The organism is Aeromonas sp. A04, assembly GCF_047780465.1.
Classification (GTDB): domain Bacteria; phylum Pseudomonadota; class Gammaproteobacteria; order Enterobacterales; family Aeromonadaceae; genus Aeromonas; species Aeromonas bestiarum.
In genome coordinates, this window is the sequence record NZ_JBLNHP010000018.1 from 1 (window position 1) to 18251 (window position 18251).

General features: G+C 55.3%; 18 protein-coding genes and 1 tRNA gene. All 19 read right to left on the bottom strand.

Annotated features, from left to right (window positions below; translation table 11 throughout):
• Positions 1 to 126 (bottom strand): GTP-binding protein (locus ACM3N8_RS22215; RefSeq protein ID WP_234887766.1); only part of this gene is annotated, 126 nt, incomplete at its 3' end.
• 54 nt (positions 127 to 180) lie between these two features.
• Complete coding sequence (gene fusA / locus ACM3N8_RS22220; RefSeq protein ID WP_043142611.1) at positions 181 to 2286, bottom strand: elongation factor G; 2106 nt, start codon at positions 2284 to 2286, stop codon at positions 181 to 183.
• A gap of 74 nt (positions 2287 to 2360) precedes the next feature.
• Positions 2361 to 2831, bottom strand: coding sequence for a 30S ribosomal protein S7 (rpsG, locus tag ACM3N8_RS22225; RefSeq protein WP_005901834.1), 471 nt, complete (start codon positions 2829 to 2831; stop codon positions 2361 to 2363).
• A 93-nt stretch (positions 2832 to 2924) separates the two neighbouring features.
• Positions 2925 to 3299: a 30S ribosomal protein S12 gene (rpsL, locus tag ACM3N8_RS22230; RefSeq protein ID WP_005306278.1), complete on the bottom strand. Its 375-nt coding sequence runs from the start codon at positions 3297 to 3299 to the stop codon at positions 2925 to 2927.
• A gap of 183 nt (positions 3300 to 3482) precedes the next feature.
• On the bottom strand, positions 3483 to 3761 hold the full coding sequence (gene tusB / locus ACM3N8_RS22235) for a sulfurtransferase complex subunit TusB (protein ID WP_043554908.1): 279 nt from the start codon (positions 3759 to 3761) through the stop codon (positions 3483 to 3485).
• A 7-nt stretch (positions 3762 to 3768) separates the two neighbouring features.
• Positions 3769 to 4125: a sulfurtransferase complex subunit TusC gene (tusC, locus tag ACM3N8_RS22240; RefSeq protein ID WP_098981664.1), complete on the bottom strand. Its 357-nt coding sequence runs from the start codon at positions 4123 to 4125 to the stop codon at positions 3769 to 3771.
• A 10-nt stretch (positions 4126 to 4135) separates the two neighbouring features.
• Positions 4136 to 4528 (bottom strand): sulfurtransferase complex subunit TusD, encoded by a 393-nt coding sequence (gene tusD, locus ACM3N8_RS22245; protein WP_241281094.1) that lies wholly within the window; start codon positions 4526 to 4528, stop codon positions 4136 to 4138.
• Positions 4529 to 4614: 86 nt separating this feature from the next.
• Positions 4615 to 4995 (bottom strand): RidA family protein, encoded by a 381-nt coding sequence (locus tag ACM3N8_RS22250; RefSeq protein WP_042036016.1) that lies wholly within the window; start codon positions 4993 to 4995, stop codon positions 4615 to 4617.
• Positions 4996 to 5020: 25 nt separating this feature from the next.
• A complete protein-coding gene (locus ACM3N8_RS22255) occupies positions 5021 to 5737 on the bottom strand; it encodes a transcriptional regulator (protein WP_043554914.1) in 717 nt (238 codons plus the stop codon).
• 197 nt (positions 5738 to 5934) lie between these two features.
• Positions 5935 to 10239, bottom strand: coding sequence for a DNA-directed RNA polymerase subunit beta' (gene rpoC / locus ACM3N8_RS22260; RefSeq protein ID WP_043142620.1), 4305 nt, complete (start codon positions 10237 to 10239; stop codon positions 5935 to 5937).
• A gap of 90 nt (positions 10240 to 10329) precedes the next feature.
• Complete coding sequence (gene rpoB, locus ACM3N8_RS22265) at positions 10330 to 14358, bottom strand: DNA-directed RNA polymerase subunit beta (protein WP_042867349.1); 4029 nt, start codon at positions 14356 to 14358, stop codon at positions 10330 to 10332.
• 222 nt (positions 14359 to 14580) lie between these two features.
• On the bottom strand, positions 14581 to 14943 hold the full coding sequence (gene rplL, locus ACM3N8_RS22270; protein WP_042036012.1) for a 50S ribosomal protein L7/L12: 363 nt from the start codon (positions 14941 to 14943) through the stop codon (positions 14581 to 14583).
• Positions 14944 to 14994: 51 nt separating this feature from the next.
• Complete coding sequence (gene rplJ, locus ACM3N8_RS22275; RefSeq protein WP_005318563.1) at positions 14995 to 15495, bottom strand: 50S ribosomal protein L10; 501 nt, start codon at positions 15493 to 15495, stop codon at positions 14995 to 14997.
• Between the two features lie 256 nt (positions 15496 to 15751).
• A complete protein-coding gene (rplA, locus tag ACM3N8_RS22280; RefSeq protein ID WP_042036011.1) occupies positions 15752 to 16453 on the bottom strand; it encodes a 50S ribosomal protein L1 in 702 nt (233 codons plus the stop codon).
• A gap of 4 nt (positions 16454 to 16457) precedes the next feature.
• Positions 16458 to 16886, bottom strand: coding sequence for a 50S ribosomal protein L11 (gene rplK / locus ACM3N8_RS22285; protein ID WP_005318556.1), 429 nt, complete (start codon positions 16884 to 16886; stop codon positions 16458 to 16460).
• A gap of 133 nt (positions 16887 to 17019) precedes the next feature.
• Positions 17020 to 17547, bottom strand: a complete 528-nt coding sequence (gene nusG / locus ACM3N8_RS22290) for a transcription termination/antitermination protein NusG (protein ID WP_196764784.1) — start codon at positions 17545 to 17547, stop codon at positions 17020 to 17022.
• 33 nt (positions 17548 to 17580) lie between these two features.
• Positions 17581 to 17952, bottom strand: a complete 372-nt coding sequence (gene secE, locus ACM3N8_RS22295) for a preprotein translocase subunit SecE (protein WP_011707705.1) — start codon at positions 17950 to 17952, stop codon at positions 17581 to 17583.
• 60 nt (positions 17953 to 18012) lie between these two features.
• Positions 18013 to 18089: transfer RNA gene (locus ACM3N8_RS22300), tRNA-Trp, on the bottom strand.
• Positions 18090 to 18142: 53 nt separating this feature from the next.
• A partial coding sequence (locus ACM3N8_RS22305; protein WP_416016602.1) for a hypothetical protein occupies positions 18143 to 18251 on the bottom strand: 109 nt, incomplete at its 5' end.

Below are 18251 nucleotides of genomic sequence, written 5' to 3' on the forward strand. Positions count from 1 at the left end.
ACCACCGAAGTGCTTGGCCAGCACGTTGGTGATGGCGGCGGTCAGGGTGGTTTTACCGTGGTCAACGTGGCCGATGGTACCGACGTTTACGTGCGGTTTGTTACGCTCAAATTTTTCTTTAGACACGACGTAGTCCTTCTAGGTTAAACCCGCCTACCGTCGTAGGCGGGGAATCATAAATTACTTGGATTTGCGCTCTTCGATGACTGCCTGGGCCACGTTGTTCGGGGCGTCGGAGTACTTAGCGAATTCCATAGCGTAGGAAGCACGACCTTGGGTAGCAGAACGCAGTGCAGTCGCATAACCGAACATCTCGGCCAGCGGCACCAGGGCACGTACGATCTTGCCGGACGGGCCGTCTTCCATACCTTCGATCAGGCCACGACGACGGTTCAGGTCACCGATAACGTCGCCCATGTAATCTTCCGGAGTCTCGACTTCAACCTTCATGATCGGCTCGAGCAGGACCGGGCTTGCCTTCATGTAACCAGCCTTGAAGGCCAGTGAGGCAGCGATCTTGAACGCCAATTCGGAAGAGTCGACATCGTGGTAAGAACCGTAGTGCAGACGCACACCCAGATCCATTACCGGATAACCTGCCAGCGGGCCGGATTTCAGCTGCTCACGGATACCCTTGTCAACACCCGGGATGTATTCACCAGGAATCACGCCGCCTTTGATGTCGTTAACGAACTCATAGGCTTTGCCGGCTTCCAGCGGGTACATGTCGATGATGACGTGACCATACTGACCACGACCACCAGACTGCTTGGCGTGCTTACCTTCGATATCCTTGACGGTTTCACGAATGGTTTCACGGTAGGCAACCTGCGGCTTACCTACGTTCGCTTCAACCTTGAACTCGCGACGCATACGGTCAACGATGATGTCCAAGTGCAGCTCACCCATACCGGCGATGATGGTTTGGCCAGATTCTTCGTCAGTCCATACGCGGAAAGACGGATCTTCCTGCGCCAGACGGCCGAGTGCCAGACCCATCTTCTCTTGGTCAGCCTTGGTTTTCGGCTCAACCGCGATGGAGATTACCGGCTCCGGGAATTCCATACGCTCGAGGATGATCGGCGCTTTTTCGTCACACAGGGTGTCACCAGTGGTCACATCTTTCAGACCGATGGCAGCAGCGATATCGCCTGCGCGAACTTCTTTGATCTCTTCACGCTTGTTGGCGTGCATCTGAACGATACGGCCAAAACGCTCGCGCTTCTCTTTGACAGAGTTCAGCACGGAGTCACCGGAGTTAACTACGCCGGAGTACACGCGGAAGAAGGTCAGGTTGCCTACGAACGGGTCGGTGGCAATCTTGAATGCCAGAGCAGCGAACGGCTCTTCATCAGAAGCATGACGCTCGTCTTTGGTGACGCCGTCCAGCTTCAGGCCGTCGATGGCAGCTACGTCGGTCGGTGCCGGCAGATAGTCAACCACGGCATCCAGCATGGCCTGTACGCCCTTGTTCTTGAACGCGGAGCCACAGGTAACCAGGATGATTTCGTTGTTCAGAACGCGTAGACGAAGAGCTTTCTTGATCTCTTCTTCAGTCAGTTCTTCACCACCCAGGTATTTTTCCATCAGATCTTCAGACGCTTCAGCAGCGGCTTCGACCAGGGTCATGCGCATTTCTTGCGCTTTTTCCAGCAGCTCAGCCGGGATCTCTTCGTAATCGAAGGATACGCCCTGATCTGCTTCGCTCCAGTTGATGGCTTTCATCTTGACCAGATCGATAACGCCCTTGAAGTTCTCTTCTGAACCGATGTTCAGTTGCAGCGGAACCGGGTTACCTTTCAGGCGGGTCTTGATGTGCTCAACGCAGCGCAGATAGTTGGCACCGGTACGGTCCATCTTGTTGACGAACGCGATACGGGGAACCTTGTACTTGTTAGCCTGGCGCCATACGGTCTCAGACTGTGGCTGTACGCCACCTACGGCACAGTACACCATCACGGCGCCGTCCAGAACACGCATTGAACGCTCTACTTCGATAGTAAAGTCAACGTGGCCGGGGGTATCGATGATGTTGATACGGTGCGGTTGGAACTGTTTACCCATACCGGACCAGAAAGCGGTGGTCGCGGCGGAGGTGATGGTGATACCACGCTCTTGTTCCTGTTCCATCCAGTCCATGGTGGCAGCGCCATCGTGAACTTCACCGATCTTGTGACTTACACCGGTATAAAACAGAACGCGCTCGGTAGTGGTAGTCTTACCGGCGTCGATGTGAGCGGAGATACCGATGTTACGATAACGCTCAATGGGGGTTGTACGAGCCATTGTCATCCTCTTACTAGGAGCGAACCCCTAGATAACTGAAGGTGCGCAGAGCCAAAAGACCCTGCGCAAGCGGATTACCAGCGGAAGTGAGCGAAGGCCTTGTTCGCTTCAGCCATACGGTGAACGTCTTCACGTTTCTTGACAGACGAACCCTTATTGTCAGCGGCATCCAGCAGCTCGCCAGCCAAACGCTGAGCCATTGATTTTTCACCACGTTTACGAGCGGCGTCAACCAACCAGCGCATTGCCAGGGCATTGCGACGGACCGGACGAACTTCTACCGGTACCTGATAGGTTGCACCACCGACACGACGAGATTTAACCTCGACGGACGGACGAATGTTGTCCAGGGCTTCTTCGAATACGGCCAGGTGATCTTTGCCAGATTTGGTGGCAATGATGTCCAGCGCGCCATATACGATGGCTTCGGAAACAGATTTCTTACCGTCAACCATTACTACGTTGACAAATTTAGCCAGCAGCTCTGATCCGAACTTGGGATCCGGCAGGATTTTACGCTGACCAACAACACGACGTCTTGGCATTTCAAATTCTCCGTAACTTCAGGGGTTACCCAAAACTAGAAAGTTATCTAACTAGAAACGAATTAACGTTTGGCCTTACTTAACGGAGAACCATTAAGCTTTCGGACGCTTCACGCCATACTTGGAGCGAGCCTGCTTACGGTCTTTAACACCGGCACAGTCCAACGCACCACGAACGGTGTGGTAACGAACACCTGGCAAATCCTTGACACGACCGCCACGGATCAGAACAACGGAGTGTTCCTGCAGGTTGTGACCTTCACCACCGATATAGGAGGTGACTTCGAAGCCGTTGGTCAGACGTACACGGCATACTTTACGCAGTGCAGAGTTAGGCTTCTTCGGGGTGGTGGTGTATACACGGGTGCACACGCCACGCTTCTGAGGGCACGCTTCCAGCGCAGGCACGTTGCTTTTCACAACGAGCTTGATGCGTGGCTTGCGAACCAACTGGTTAATAGTTGCCATCAAAAGGCTCCTGATAATGACTTCATAAACATGTGAAAAATCCTCCCCGCAGATACGGGGACGCGAAATTTTATGCCCTGTTGTCAAGGGAGTCAAGATTTATACAATCCGTGCCGCAAAAGGGCACAATGGATCCCCTGTCAATAGTCATAACTAACTGAACTTCATCGATAAAAATGGACGCTAGCCACCCCAGGTCTGCGGTGACCCGTTTTCCGCGATCAATGCGACCAGACCGGCCATATCCAGATCCATCCCGATCCTGTGCTGCAATCCCCTCGCCTGCAAGTCTTCTCGCATCACATAGAGCGGAATAGCTGCCAGTCGCTCACCCCATTGAGGAACCGTGGCCGCGATGACGGCATCCTGCATCAGCACCAGCAGATCATCCGGCTGGCGATAGCAGAGCGCCTGTTCCAGATCCCGGCTCAGGAAGGGAGAGGTCAATATCAGCTGTATCATGATCACCTCAGAAGCAGATGTGAGTCGCGCAGTGGCCCCACTGGCGGCGGATGTCGGCACGGGAGAGGCACTCGACGGGGATCAGCAGATCATCCACCGTCAGACCGCGTTCGGCCAGCGAATCGGCACACACATAGACCTCCTCGATGTCGTACAACTCCAGCAGCTTGAAGGTCGGTGCATAGTGGCGCTGCAAGATGGCCTGAGGCTGCTGCTCCCTGACCAGTTGCAAGACACCGTCACCGATGAGGAACAGGGCCAGCGACTCGGTCAGCGCCGAGGTCGCCAGCAAGGCATCCAGTCCTTCCCGTCCGGCGGACGTGCCATGAGGGCCGCGACGACACATAAAGGCTATCTTGTTCATCTCTCCCTCCCTAGAACTGGACAAAGCGATCGGCGGTCAGGCTGGCTTCGGCCAGCTGACCCAGCCCGCTCAGGCAGAAGGGGGCCTGCAGGTTGAATTGATCCTTGCCTGCTCCCTTCGCCTCTGTCTCATCGAGCACACCGCGCCGCATGGCGGCTGCGACGCACACATCGATACGGATCCCCTGCCCTATGGCCAGCTCGCGCCACAGGGCCACCAGGTCGGTCTCATCAGATGCCGGGGCATGCAAGCCGTTACCATTGCAGACCCCGTCCTGATAGAAAAACAGATGTGACAACCGATGGCCCTGCTCGATGAGGCTCAAGGCGAAGCGGTAGGCAGTGCTGGCCGACTGGGTACCATAGGCGGGCCCCGTTACCAGCAAGGCAAAATTCAGACTCATATCCGGACTCCTGTACGGGTGTCTGTCCATTCTACGCCAAAGACAAAAAAGCCCCTCCTGGGAGGGGCTCTTCATTCTGCCGAGGATCAGACGTAAGCAATGGCTTCGACTTCAACCAGCACATCCTTGGGCAGACGCGCCACTTCCACACAGGAACGGGCCGGGGCCGAGTCGCCAAAGTAACGGGCATATACCTGGTTAAAGGCAACGAAGTTGTTCATGTCGCTGAGGAAACAGGTGGTCTTCAGCACCTTGCCGGTATCGGCACCGGCTTCCTTCAATACTGCAACCAGGTTCTTCATCACCTGCTCGGCCTGCGCTTCGATGCCGCCAGCCACTATCTCCATGGTGGCCGGATCGAGCGGGATCTGCCCGGAGGTGAAGACCAATTCGCCCAGCTTGGTAGCCTGAACATACGGACCAATTGCGGCAGGCGCCTTGTCGGTTGCAATCACTTCTTTAGCCATTCTTATCTATCCCCTTCTATGGCGCTTACTCGTTCTCGTCTTCACCCTGCTTGCGCTGTCGGATGTACAGATAAACGGTATGTTTGGAAATATTCAATTTGTCGGCGACCAGGTTGATCGAGTCCTTGATATCAAATATGCCCTTCTCGAACAACTGGGTCACGATAAACCTGTTTTTAGCATTGTTGGCAACGGTCGGATCGCGGTTGATCTCGTCGATGGTGTTGTCCACCGTCTGGGCGACCAACTCTTCGACGCTGTTGGCAAAGGTCTCCGGCGACTGGCGCTCCACTTGCTGGGGCGTCGGGAAGAATTCGGCGACAAACTCGTGAAAAGGCGCATTGATGTGCAGGTTGATACAGATAAGACCTATCACCTGCTTGTCACTGTTCCTGATGGCGATGGTACTCGACTTCATCAGGGCGCCGGTACGGCTGCGGGCAAAATAACTCTGGGTGTAATCCTGGCCGGTATTCTCTATGTCCTTGAGCATACGCAGCGCGAGATCGGTAATGGGTGCCCCCTCATTCCGTCCCGTATTGAACCCGTTGGCAATCTTGATCACGGACTCGTGCAGATTTTCCAGGGAGTGAAGAACCACTTCACAGTGCTTGCCGAACAGTTCGGCCAAGCCTTCGATAAGCCCTCCATAGGAGCGCAACAATTCCCTGTCTTCGTCTGTAAAAGTGCGACCGCTCAGCTGCTCTTCGGGAAGCAGTACTTCCTCGATACCGACAGTCATGTTCTACCCCTGTAATAACCATTCAACTTTCCCGAGTTTTCAATTGCGAGGGGGCAATGTCAACTTTTTTTGATTTTTTACTCCCCAACCTTGCTCTGGATCATCCGAATATCCGCGTGGCGACTGGGGTTGACGAGAAAACGACCAACAAAAAGGGCCCCTTGAAGGAGCCCTTTTTCAATCACTGCAGCAGAAGATTACTCTTCGTCAAAACTGCCGGATGCGTTGAGCAGATCCGCCAGGTTTTGCTGAGCTTCATCGGCAGTCACCTGCGGTACACCGACAGCACGAGCTGCGGCGGCACGCTGGTTGATCCGGCTATGGTGGTAGGCAAAGCCGGTACCAGCCGGGATCAGACGACCCACGATTACGTTCTCTTTCAGGCCACGCAGTTCATCACGCTTGCCGCCAACGGCCGCTTCGGTCAGAACACGGGTGGTTTCCTGGAAGGAAGCCGCGGAGATGAAGGACTCTGTGCTCAGAGATGCCTTGGTAATACCCATCAGAATATGACGGAAGGTAGCCGGGGCCTTGCCCTCTGCAACCAGCTTACGGTTGGCAATCTTCACACGGGCCACTTCAACCTGCTCGCCTTCGATCAGGTCAGTGTCACCAGCGCTCAGGATCTCGCACTTGCGCAGCATCTGACGAACGATGACTTCGATGTGCTTGTCGTTGATCTTAACGCCTTGCAGACGGTAAACGTCCTGCACTTCGTTGGCGATGTAGTTGGCGACCGGGCTGATACCGCGCAGACGCAGGATGTCATGAGCAGACTCAGGACCGTCCGCCAGCACTTCACCCTTCTCAACTTTTTCACCTTCGAACACGTTCAGGTTACGCCACTTCGGAATCATCTCCTCGTAGACGTCGCCACCATCGGTCGGGGTGATGACCAGACGGCGTTTGCCCTTGGTCTCTTTCCCGAAGGAGATGGTACCGGAGATCTCGGCCAGGATGGCAGGTTCCTTCGGTTGACGTGCTTCGAACAGATCCGCAACGCGCGGCAGACCACCGGTGATGTCCTTGGTACCACTGGATTCTTGCGGGATACGCGCTACCGCGTCACCCACACCCACGTTGGCACCATCTTCCAGGTTCACGATTGCCTTGCCCGGCAGGAAGTACTGGGCGGCAACATCGGTACCCGGGATCATGACATCTTTGCCGTTCAGGTCGACCAGTTTAACGGTCGGACGCATCTCTTTACCGGCACTCGGACGCTCGTTGACATCCAGTACGACGATAGAAGAGAGACCGGTCAGCTCGTCGGTCTGACGAGTGATGGTCACGCCATCGATCATGTGTTCGAACTGGAGGCGACCCGCCACTTCTGTGATGATCGGGTGGGTGTGCGGATCCCAGTTGGCGACAGTATCACCGGCGCTCACGGCCTGAGTATCCTTCACTTCCAACACGGCACCGTAAGGCAGCTTGTGGCTTTCCTTGGTACGGCCCATGTCATCCATGATGGTCAGTTCGGTAGAACGGGAGGTGATAACCAGTTTGTCATCGCTGTTGTGAACGAACTTGGCGTTCTGCAGCTTGATGGTACCGGTATTCTTCACCTGGATGCTGTTCTCGGCAGCGGCTCGGGATGCGGCACCACCGATGTGGAACGTACGCATCGTCAGCTGGGTACCCGGTTCACCGATGGACTGGGCGGCGATAACACCGACAGCCTCACCCTTGTTCACCAGGTGACCACGGGCCAGATCACGGCCGTAGCAGTGAGCACAGTTACCGAAGTCAGTTTCACAGGTGATGGCAGAACGCACCTTCACGCGGTCAACGGAGTTTTGTTCCAGCAGGTCACACAGCTGCTCGTCGAGCAGGGTGTTGCGCGCTACCAGGATCTCGTCCTCGGTACCCGGCTTGATCACGTCATCGGCAACCACACGGCCCAGCACGCGCTCACGCAACGGCTCGACCACGTCACCACCTTCGATCAGCGGAGTCATCCACAGACCTTCGATAGTGCCGCAATCGTCCTCGGTGATCACCATGTCCTGTGCCACGTCAACCAGACGACGAGTCAGGTAACCGGAGTTAGCCGTCTTCAGTGCGGTATCCGCCAGACCCTTACGGGCACCGTGAGTGGAGATGAAGTACTGCAGTACGTTCAGACCTTCGCGGAAGTTCGCGACGATCGGGGTCTCGATGATGGAGCCATCCGGCTTGGCCATCAGGCCACGCATACCGGCCAGCTGACGGATCTGGGCTGCGGAACCCCGCGCACCAGAGTCGGCCATCATGAAGATGCTGTTGAACGACGCCTGCTCTTCTTCTTCACCCAGCGAGTTGACATCACGCTCTTTGGACAAGTTCTCCATCATGGCCTTGGAGACGCGCTCGTTGGCGCTGGCCCAGATATCGATAACCTTGTTGTAGCGTTCGCCCGCGGTCACCAGACCGGACAGGAACTGGTCCTGGATCTCGGCAACTTCGGCTTCGGCTGCGGCGATGATGTCTTTCTTGGCATCCGGGATGACCATGTCATCGATACCAACGGAAGCACCGGACAGGGCCGCATAATGGAAACCGGTATACATCAGCTGGTCAGCGAAGATGACGGTGTCCTTCAGGCCCTGCTTGCGATAGCAGGTGTTCAGCAGACGGGAGATGAGCTTTTTGCCCAGCGCCTTGTTGGATACGGACTTGATCCAGTTCTGCGGATTGGCATCCAGATCAGCCTGCTCTGCAGCAGTCAGCACCTTGGGCTCGTCGATCAGGGCGTATTCCATGCCTTTCGGCAGGATCAGGCTCAGGATCGCACGACCAACTGTGGTGTTCTTCATCTCGGTACGCTCTACCAGCGAATCATCTTCCTGACGGAGATATTCGGTGATACGCACTTTGACGCGAGCATGCAGATCGGCCAGACCGGCGCGATATACCTTCTCGGCTTCTTTCGGGCCGGCCAGCACCATACCTTCGCCCTTGGCGTTGATACGGGCACGGGTCATGTAGTACAGACCCAAGACCACGTCCTGGGAAGGAACTATGATCGGCTCACCGGAGGCTGGCGACAGGATGTTGTTGGTAGACATCATCAGGGCGCGCGCTTCCAGCTGGGCTTCCAGGGTCAGCGGTACGTGGACCGCCATCTGGTCACCATCGAAGTCCGCGTTATAGGCGGCACAAACGAGCGGGTGCAGCTGGATAGCCTTGCCTTCGATCAGGGTCGGTTCAAACGCCTGGATACCCAGACGGTGCAGGGTCGGTGCACGGTTCAGCAGGACCGGGTGTTCGCGGATCACTTCGTCCAGGATGTCCCAAACGACAGCTTCTTCGCGCTCCACCATCTTCTTGGCGGCCTTGATAGTGGTCGCCAGACCGCGGGATTCCAGCTTGCCATAGATGAACGGCTTGAACAGTTCCAGCGCCATCTTCTTCGGCAGACCGCACTGATGCAGACGCAGCGTCGGACCTACGGTGATAACGGAACGACCAGAGTAGTCGACGCGCTTACCCAGCAGGTTCTGACGGAAACGACCTTGCTTACCCTTGATCATATCGGCCAAGGATTTCAGCGGACGCTTGTTGGAACCTGTGATGGCACGGCCACGACGGCCGTTGTCCAGCAGGGCATCCACGGACTCTTGCAGCATGCGCTTTTCGTTGCGCACAATTATGTCCGGGGCGGCCAGGTCCAGCAGGCGCTTCAAACGGTTGTTACGGTTGATCACGCGACGGTACAGATCGTTCAGATCGGAAGTCGCGAAACGGCCGCCGTCCAGCGGTACCAGCGGACGCAGGTCCGGCGGCAGCACAGGCAGCACTGTCATGATCATCCACTCCGGCTTGTTGCCGGACTGCAGGAAGGCTTCCATCAGCTTCAGGCGCTTGGTGGTCTTCTTGCGCTTGGTTTCGGAGTTGGTCTGATCCAGCTCCTCACGCATGGTCTTGACTTCGCCTTCCAGATCGATGGCTCGCAGCAATGCAAGGATTGCTTCGGCACCCATCTTGGCGTCGAATTCGTCGCCCCACTCTTCCAGTGCGTCCAGATAGTTCTCTTCGGACAGCATCTGGCTGCGCTCGAGGTTGGTCATGCCGGGCTCGATCACTACATAGGATTCGAAATACAGCACGCGCTCGATGTCACGCAGGGTCATGTCCAGCAGCAGACCGATACGGGACGGCAGGGACTTCAGGAACCAGATGTGGGCAGTCGGGCTGGCCAGCTCGATGTGGCCCATACGCTCGCGACGGACCTTGGTCTGGGTCACTTCTACGCCGCACTTCTCACAGATCACACCACGGTGTTTCAGGCGCTTGTACTTGCCGCACAGACACTCGTAGTCCTTCACCGGTCCGAAGATACGGGCGCAGAACAGACCATCACGTTCCGGCTTGAAAGTCCGGTAGTTGATGGTCTCAGGCTTTTTGACCTCACCGAATGACCAGGAGCGGATCATGTCAGGAGAGGCCAGACCGATCTTGATACTGTCAAACTCTTCGGTCTTGGTCTGAGCCTTCAAAAACTTGAGTAAGTCTTTCACGTGTTTCCCCTGTCAGGAGTCTAACCTCGGCGCCCTACTGCCAAAGCAGCAGGGCGCCCACGTCAATTCTCGAACAATAAGAGCGAGCTCTTACTCTTCGTCCAGCTCGATGTTAATACCCAGAGAGCGGATTTCCTTCAACAGTACGTTGAAGGATTCGGGCATGCCCGGCTCCATACGGTGGTCGCCATCCACGATGTTTTTGTACATCTTGGTACGGCCATTCACATCGTCAGACTTGACGGTCAGCATTTCCTGCAGGGTATATGCCGCACCGTAAGCCTCCAGGGCCCACACTTCCATCTCACCGAAACGCTGACCACCGAACTGCGCCTTACCACCCAGCGGCTGCTGGGTAACCAGGCTGTAAGAACCGGTAGAACGCGCATGCATCTTGTCGTCTACCAGGTGGTTCAGCTTCAGCATGTACATGTAACCCACGGTGACCTTACGCTCGAAAGCGTTGCCGGTACGACCGTCGAACAGGGAGATCTGACCGGATTCCGGCAGATCGGCCAGCTTCAGCAAGGCCTTGATTTCGTGCTCTTTGGCACCATCAAAGACAGGTGTAGCGACCGGCAGACCCTTGCGCAGGTTACCCACCAGGGTACGTACGTCGTCGTCAGACAGCTCGGCGATGTCCACTTGCTTGGTGTCTTTCTCGCCCAGGTCATAGACCTGTTGCAGGAAGTCACGCATCTCGTGCAGCGCGCGCTGTTCCTTGATCATGCGGTCGATCTTCTCGCCGATGCCCTTGGCCGCGAGGCCCAAGTGCACTTCGAGGATCTGACCGATGTTCATACGGGACGGTACGCCCAAGGGGTTCAGTACGATATCGACCGGACGGCCGTACTCGTCATGAGGCATATCCTCGACCGGGCAGATCTTGGAGATAACACCCTTGTTACCGTGACGGCCCGCCATCTTGTCACCCGGTTGGATGCGACGCTTGACTGCCAGGTAAACCTTGACGATTTTCAGTACGCCCGGCGCCAGATCATCACCCTGGATAATCTTGCGACGCTTGTTCTCGAACTTCTTGTCGAAGTCGGCTTTCAGCTCGATGTGCTGTTCGGCGATCTGTTCCAGCTCGATCTGCTTGGCTTCATCTTCGATGGCCAATTCAAACCACTTGGTACGATCCAGCTTGTTCAGACGATCTTCGCTGTAACCGGCGGCCAGCAGCAGGTTGCGGGAGCGGCCGAAAATGCCGTCTTCCAGGATCTTGAACTCTTCGGTCAAGTCCTTCTTCGCTTCCTTCAGCTGCATCTCTTCGATTTCTTTGGCACGCTTGTCTTTTTCCACGCCATCGCGGGTAAAGACTTGCACGTCAACCACGGTACCGTACACACCGTTCGGCACACGCAGGGAGGAGTCCTTCACATCGGAGGCCTTCTCACCGAAGATGGCGCGCAGCAGCTTCTCTTCCGGCGTCAGCTGGGTTTCACCTTTCGGTGTTACCTTGCCGACCAGGATGTCGCCGCCTTTCACTTCGGCACCCACGTAGACGATACCGGACTCGTCCAGCTTGGACAGAGCGGCTTCACCCACGTTCGGGATGTCGGCAGTGATCTCTTCCGGACCCAGCTTGGTGTCACGGGAGATACAGGCCAGTTCCTGGATATGGATGGTGGTCAGACGATCTTCCTGAACCACGCGCTCGTTTACCAAGATCGAGTCTTCGAAGTTGTAACCGTTCCACGGCATGAACGCGACGCGCAGGTTTTGGCCCAGCGCCAGTTCGCCCAGATCGGTGGACGGACCGTCAGCAACCACGTCACCCGCCATGACCGGCTCACCCAACATCACGCAAGGACGCTGGTTGATACAGGTGTTCTGGTTGGAACGGGTGTACTTGGTCAGGCTGTAGATGTCGATGCCGGCTTCGCCAGGCAGCAGTTCATCTTCGTTGACCTTGATAACGATACGGGAGGCATCGACGTAGTCGATCATGCCGCCACGCTTGGCCACTACGGTTACACCGGAGTCAACGGCCACGGCGCGTTCCATACCGGTACCTACCAGCGGCTTGTCAGCACGCAGAGTCGGTACGGCTTGACGTTGCATGTTCGAACCCATCAGGGCTCGGTTAGCATCATCGTGTTCCAGGAACGGGATCAGAGCGGCTGCCACAGATACGATCTGCTGCGGGCTCACGTCCATATACTGGATCTGGTCGGCGTTCATAAAGGTGGATTCACCTTTGTGGCGGCACGGGATCAATTCATCTTTCAGACGGCCATCTTCGGTGGTCGCGGCGTTAGCCTGTGCGATCACGTACTTGCCTTCTTCGATGGCGGACAGGTAGTCCACCTCGTCGGTGATCACACCGTCAATGACTTTACGGTACGGGGTCTCGAGGAAACCGTACTCGTTGGTACGAGAGTACACGGACAGAGAGTTGATCAGACCGATGTTCGGACCTTCAGGAGTCTCGATAGGGCACAGACGACCGTAGTGAGTCGGGTGCACATCTCGGACTTCAAAACCGGCACGCTCACGGGTCAAACCGCCCGGGCCCAGCGCAGAGATACGGCGCTTGTGGGTGACTTCGGACAGCGGGTTGTTTTGGTCCATGAACTGAGACAGCTGGCTGGAACCAAAGAACTCTTTGACTGCGGCGGAGATCGGCTTGGCGTTGATCAGATCCTGCGGCATCAGGGTGTCCAGGTCGCCCAGGGAGAGACGCTCCTTGACCGCACGCTCGACACGCACCAAACCGACACGGAACTGGTTTTCAGCCATTTCACCGACAGAACGGATACGACGGTTACCCAAGTGGTCGATATCGTCCACTTCGTCATTGCCGTTACGGATGTCGATCAGGCGCTTCATGACTTCGACTATGTCGTCTTTGGTCAGAGTGCCAGCGCCTGTCTCGTCTTCACGGGACAGACGACGGTTGAACTTCATCCGACCTACGGTAGACAGGTCGTAACGCTCGGAAGAGAAGAACAGGTTCTCGAACAACTGTTCTGCAGCTTCACGGGTAGGCGGCTCGCCCGGACGCATCATGCGATAGATTTCGACCAGCGCTTCCAAACGGCTGGAGCTGGAGTCGATACGCAGGGTCTCGGACATGTAGGCACCGTGATCCAGTTCGTTGGTGAACAGAACCTCGAAGTGCTTGAAGCCGGCTTGGGAGAGGTTGGCAACCGCTTCCAGGCTCAATGCCTGGTTGGCAGTCACTACCATTTCGCCAGTTTGCGGATGTGCGTAGTTCTTGGCAGCAACTTTGCCAACAACATACTCAACCGGTACCTCAATCTGGGTAACGGCATCCTTTTCCAACTGACGGATGTGACGCGCAGTCACACGACGACCGGTCTCAACCACCACGGCGCCATTGGCCACGATGTCAAAGGTCGCAGTTTCACCACGCAGGCGCTCGGGCACCAGATCCATCATCAACTTGCCATCTTTCACTTCGAAACCTATGGTCTCGAAGAAGTTGGCCAGGATTTCTTCGGAACTGAAGTCCAGGGCGCGCAGAATAATGGAAGCCGGCAATTTACGACGACGGTCGATACGGACAAACAGGTTGTCTTTCGCATCGAACTCGAAGTCCAGCCAGGAGCCACGGTAGGGGATAACGCGGGCGTTATACAGCACCTTACCGGATGAATGGGTTTTGCCTTTATCGTGGTCAAAGAAGACGCCCGGGCTACGGTGCAGCTGGGAGACGATTACCCGCTCGGTACCATTGATAACAAAGGTGCCGTTCTCGGTCATGAGCGGAATTTCGCCCATGTATACTTCTTGTTCCTTGATGTCTTTGACGGTGCCGGCAGCTGCTTCACGATCGTATAGAACCATACGAAGCTTGACACGCAGCGGCGCGGAGTAGGTCACTCCACGGATCTGGCATTCTTTTACGTCAAATACCGGCTCACCCAGGCGATAGCTGACATACTGAAGCTCAGCACTACCGGAGTAACTGGTGATCGGGAAAACGCTACGGAAAGCGGCCTCTAGGCCGTATTCACCTTCCGGGTCAGCCTCGATGAACTGCTTGAAGGAGTCCAGCTGAATGGACAACAGATAAGGCGTGTCCAGTACCTGGTCTCGCTTACCGAAGTCCTTACGAATGCGTTTTTTTTCGGTATAAGAGTAAACCATAGGGTTCCTCAGCTCGCTGATAAGTGACCCACTCTGTCCCGCGGGACAGCTCTGTCTCAACACCGTTTTGTGTTGGCCCGGACGATGAAACGGTCCGGATTGCTGGTGCACCGAGAGTCGTAAACGGTGTGAAATGCTCTCAGTCTACAGCGCAAAAAGGCTGGTGAACAAATATTCACCAGCCCTAGCCTGTTTTATCAGGCTAATCTACATAAATGCAGATTATTTGATCTCAACAGAAGCACCAGCTTCTTCAAGCTGCTTCTTCAGAGTTTCAGCTTCGTCTTTGGAGACGGCTTCTTTCAGGTTGGCAGGAGCGGCTTCTACCAGGTCCTTGGCTTCTTTCAGGCCCAGACCGGTAGCGGCACGAACGGCCTTGATGACGGCAACTTTGTTGGCGCCAGCAGCAGTCAGAACTACGTCGAACTCGGTTTTCTCTTCTACTGCTTCAGCAGCCGGACCGGCAGCAACAGCAACAGCGGCAGAAACGCCGAACTTCTCTTCCATAGCTTCGATCAGCTCAACAACTTCCATTACGGACATGGAAGCAACGGCTTCGATGATTTGGTCTTTAGTGATAGACATGACAAAAATTCCTGATGTTGAATAAACTCAAACAGCCTAAATAGGCGAGAATCAAGCAGCAGCTTGTTTCTGATCACGCACAGCAGCGATGGTACGAACCAGCTTGCCAGCAGAGGCTTCTTTCATAGTCGCCATCAACTTCGCAATTGCTTCGTCGTAGGTCGGCAGCGTGGCCAGACGATCAATTTGTGCTGCGGCGATAAACTCACCGTTAAAAGCGCCGGCCTTGATTTCGAACTTTTGGTTCGCTTTGGCAAACTCTTTGAACAGACGAGCGGCAGCGCCCGGGTGTTCGTTGGAGAAAGCAATCAAGGTAGGACCAGTCAATACGTCGTTCAGGCACGCGAATTCGGTACCTTCAACCGCACGACGCAGCAGGGTGTTACGCACAACGCGCATGTACACACCGGCTTCACGAGCGGTTTTACGCAGGACGGTCATCTTGTCTACAGTCACGCCGCGAGAATCGGCTACAACTGCGGACAGGGCGCCTTTGGCAGCTTCGTTGACTTCAGCAACAATTGCCTTTTTGTCTTCGAGTCCCAATGCCATTGGCTTAACTCCTGGATTGAATCTGAGTCTCATGACTCAGTACTGACACATCCCCCCTACCTTCACAACAGAGGGGAACGATGCGGTAGCAGGATTCCAGAAGAGAAAGAATCTTTCTCGCTGGGTTTCCGGCACCGTCTACGCAGGAAGGATTAAGGCTTTGCAGCCTCCTGCGGTCTTGGACGGAGGTCGAAGCCCCCAACCAATCAAGGCGCAAAATTATAGATTAAATTTTGCGCCTTGTAAAACTCATCAATTAGCCCTGAGCTTCCAGAGAAGCTTGGTCTACGGCAACACCTGCACCCATGGTGGTGGAGATGCTGACTTTCTTGATGAAGATACCTTTGGCGGAAGACGGCTTAGCCTTTTTCAGGGCAATCAGCAGTGATTCCAAGTTTTCTTTCAGCTGAACTTCGTCGAAAGAAACCTTACCCAGAGTGGTATGGATGATACCATTCTTGTCATTACGGTAACGAACCTGACCGGCTTTGGCATTCTTCACAGCTTCAGCAACGTTCGGGGTTACAGTACCGACTTTCGGGTTAGGCATCAGGCCACGCGGGCCCAGGATTTGACCCAGTTGACCAACAACACGCATGGCATCCGGGGATGCGATCACGACGTCGAAGTTCATCTCGCCTTTCTTGACCAGATCGGCCAGGTCATCCATACCAACCAGTTCAGCACCGGCAGCTTTGGCAGCTTCGGCGTTGGCACCCTGGGTGAATACGGCAACACGTACATCACGACCGGTACCGTGCGGCAGTACAGTAGCACCACGAACGTTTTGGTCAGATTTACGAGCATCGATACCCAGGTTGACAGCAACGTCAACGCTTTCAACGAACTTGGCGGTAGCCAGTTCTTTCAGCAGGGCAATGGCTTCGTTGATGGAGTACTCTTTGGTACCGTCAACTTTTTCGCGAATAACGCGCATACGCTTGGAAAGTTTTGCCATTGTCTTAATCCTCCACTACCAGGCCCATGGAACGAGCGGAGCCTGCGATGCAACGTACTTTTGCATCCAGATCGGCACCGGTCATATCCGGCTCTTTGGTCTTGGCGATTTCTTGCAGCTGGGCAACAGTCACCTTACCAACCTTGTCTTTGTTCGGCTTGGCCGAACCAGACTGGATCCCGGCAGCTTTCTTCAGCAGGAAGGCAGCAGGCGGAGTCTTAGTTTCGAAGGTGAAGGAACGGTCGCTGTAAACGGTGATCACGACCGGAGTCGGTGAGCCTTTTTCCAGCTTCTCTGTACGAGCGTTGAACGCCTTACAGAATTCCATGATGTTTACACCGTGCTGACCCAGAGCAGGACCAACGGGAGGGCTGGGGTTAGCACTGCCAGCCTTAACTTGCAGCTTGATATAAGCTGTGACTTTCTTAGCCATTAGAAAAATACCTCAGAAATGGGTTCTAGCGCCTCGGAGACATGCTCCTGCAAACGGCTCCCCAACTAATAAAGGGGCAGCGAATTATAGTGACATTCGCTGCCCCTGACAACCGTTAACGTACAGAGTTTAATCAGCCCTTTTCGACCTGACCAAAATCCAGTTCTACCGGCGTTGAGCGACCGAAGATCAAAACAGAGACCTTCACGCGGCTCTTCTCGTAGTCCACCTCTTCAACGGTACCGTTGAAGTCAGCGAACGGACCGTCGGCAACCCGCACCATTTCACCCGGTTCAAACAGGGTTTTCGGACGCGGCTTGTCGTGGGCATCTTGCAGACGATTCAGGATGGCATCCGCTTCCTTATCAGAGATAGGAGCAGGACGATCAGAGGTGCCCCCGATGAAGCCCATCACACGCGGTACGTTACGCACCAGGTGCCATGTGGTTTCATCCATGAGCATCTGAACCAGGACGTAGCCCGGGAAAAACTTGCGCTCACTCTTGCGCTTCTGGCCAGCACGCATCTCGACCACTTCTTCGGTCGGGACCAGCACTTCACCGAACATGTCTTCCATGCCATGCATCTTGATATGTTCGCGCAAAGACTTGGCGACCCGGCCTTCGTAGCCAGAGAATGCCTGCACGACATACCATCTCATACGTTGTTCACGTTGTTCAGTCATGGCTTATCCTTACACTCCGGTAATCAAGTTGACCAACCAGACCAAGGCACCGTCCAGAATGAACAGCAATAGCCCCATCACGGCGGTCACCGCCAGCACAATCAGGGTTGTCTGAATGGCTTCCTGACGGGTCGGCCATACGACCTTGCGGACTTCCAGGCGAGACTCACGGGCAAATGCCAGTGTCGCCTTTCCCTTGGTGGTTTGCAGGGCTACCGCACCAGCAGCAGCAATGACGACGACCACACCCAGGGCGCGGACGGCAGCGACAACATCGTTGAGCAGATAATTACCTACTACAGCGGCCGCCAGGATGATGAAAACCAGGCCCCAAAGCAGGGTATCCTTGCTTCCGCCCTGGCTCTCAGAACTAACACTCATACAACCCACCTGTATCTGACGTAACCAAAGACACAAAAGCCCCGTACGAGACGAGGTATATGGCAGGGGCGGCAGGACTCGAACCCGCAACCATCGGTTTTGGAGACCGCTGTTCTACCAATTCGAACTACGCCCCTACATAAGAAAGCCCCTATTATAGGGGCTTTGCTTTATTTATGTAAGCCAAAGATTAAGCGATTACGCTGGCTACAACACCGGCACCTACGGTACGGCCACCTTCACGGATGGCGAAACGCAGGCCGTCGTCCATTGCGATCGGCGCAATCAGGGTAACAACC

Coding starts and splice junctions, on each gene's coding strand:
- fusA (WP_043142611.1), bottom strand. CDS start 2,286: ATGGCTCGTACAACCCCCATTGAGCGTTATCGTAACATCGGTATCTCC.
- rpsG (WP_005901834.1), bottom strand. CDS start 2,831: ATGCCAAGACGTCGTGTTGTTGGTCAGCGTAAAATCCTGCCGGATCCC.
- rpsL (WP_005306278.1), bottom strand. CDS start 3,299: ATGGCAACTATTAACCAGTTGGTTCGCAAGCCACGCATCAAGCTCGTT.
- tusB (WP_043554908.1), bottom strand. CDS start 3,761: ATGATACAGCTGATATTGACCTCTCCCTTCCTGAGCCGGGATCTGGAA.
- tusC (WP_098981664.1), bottom strand. CDS start 4,125: ATGAACAAGATAGCCTTTATGTGTCGTCGCGGCCCTCATGGCACGTCC.
- tusD (WP_241281094.1), bottom strand. CDS start 4,528: ATGAGTCTGAATTTTGCCTTGCTGGTAACGGGGCCCGCCTATGGTACC.
- ACM3N8_RS22250 (WP_042036016.1), bottom strand. CDS start 4,995: ATGGCTAAAGAAGTGATTGCAACCGACAAGGCGCCTGCCGCAATTGGT.
- ACM3N8_RS22255 (WP_043554914.1), bottom strand. CDS start 5,737: ATGACTGTCGGTATCGAGGAAGTACTGCTTCCCGAAGAGCAGCTGAGC.
- rpoB (WP_042867349.1), bottom strand. CDS start 14,358: ATGGTTTACTCTTATACCGAAAAAAAACGCATTCGTAAGGACTTCGGT.
- rplL (WP_042036012.1), bottom strand. CDS start 14,943: ATGTCTATCACTAAAGACCAAATCATCGAAGCCGTTGCTTCCATGTCC.
- rplJ (WP_005318563.1), bottom strand. CDS start 15,495: ATGGCATTGGGACTCGAAGACAAAAAGGCAATTGTTGCTGAAGTCAAC.
- rplA (WP_042036011.1), bottom strand. CDS start 16,453: ATGGCAAAACTTTCCAAGCGTATGCGCGTTATTCGCGAAAAAGTTGAC.
- rplK (WP_005318556.1), bottom strand. CDS start 16,886: ATGGCTAAGAAAGTCACAGCTTATATCAAGCTGCAAGTTAAGGCTGGC.
- nusG (WP_196764784.1), bottom strand. CDS start 17,547: ATGAGATGGTATGTCGTGCAGGCATTCTCTGGCTACGAAGGCCGGGTC.
- secE (WP_011707705.1), bottom strand. CDS start 17,952: ATGAGTGTTAGTTCTGAGAGCCAGGGCGGAAGCAAGGATACCCTGCTT.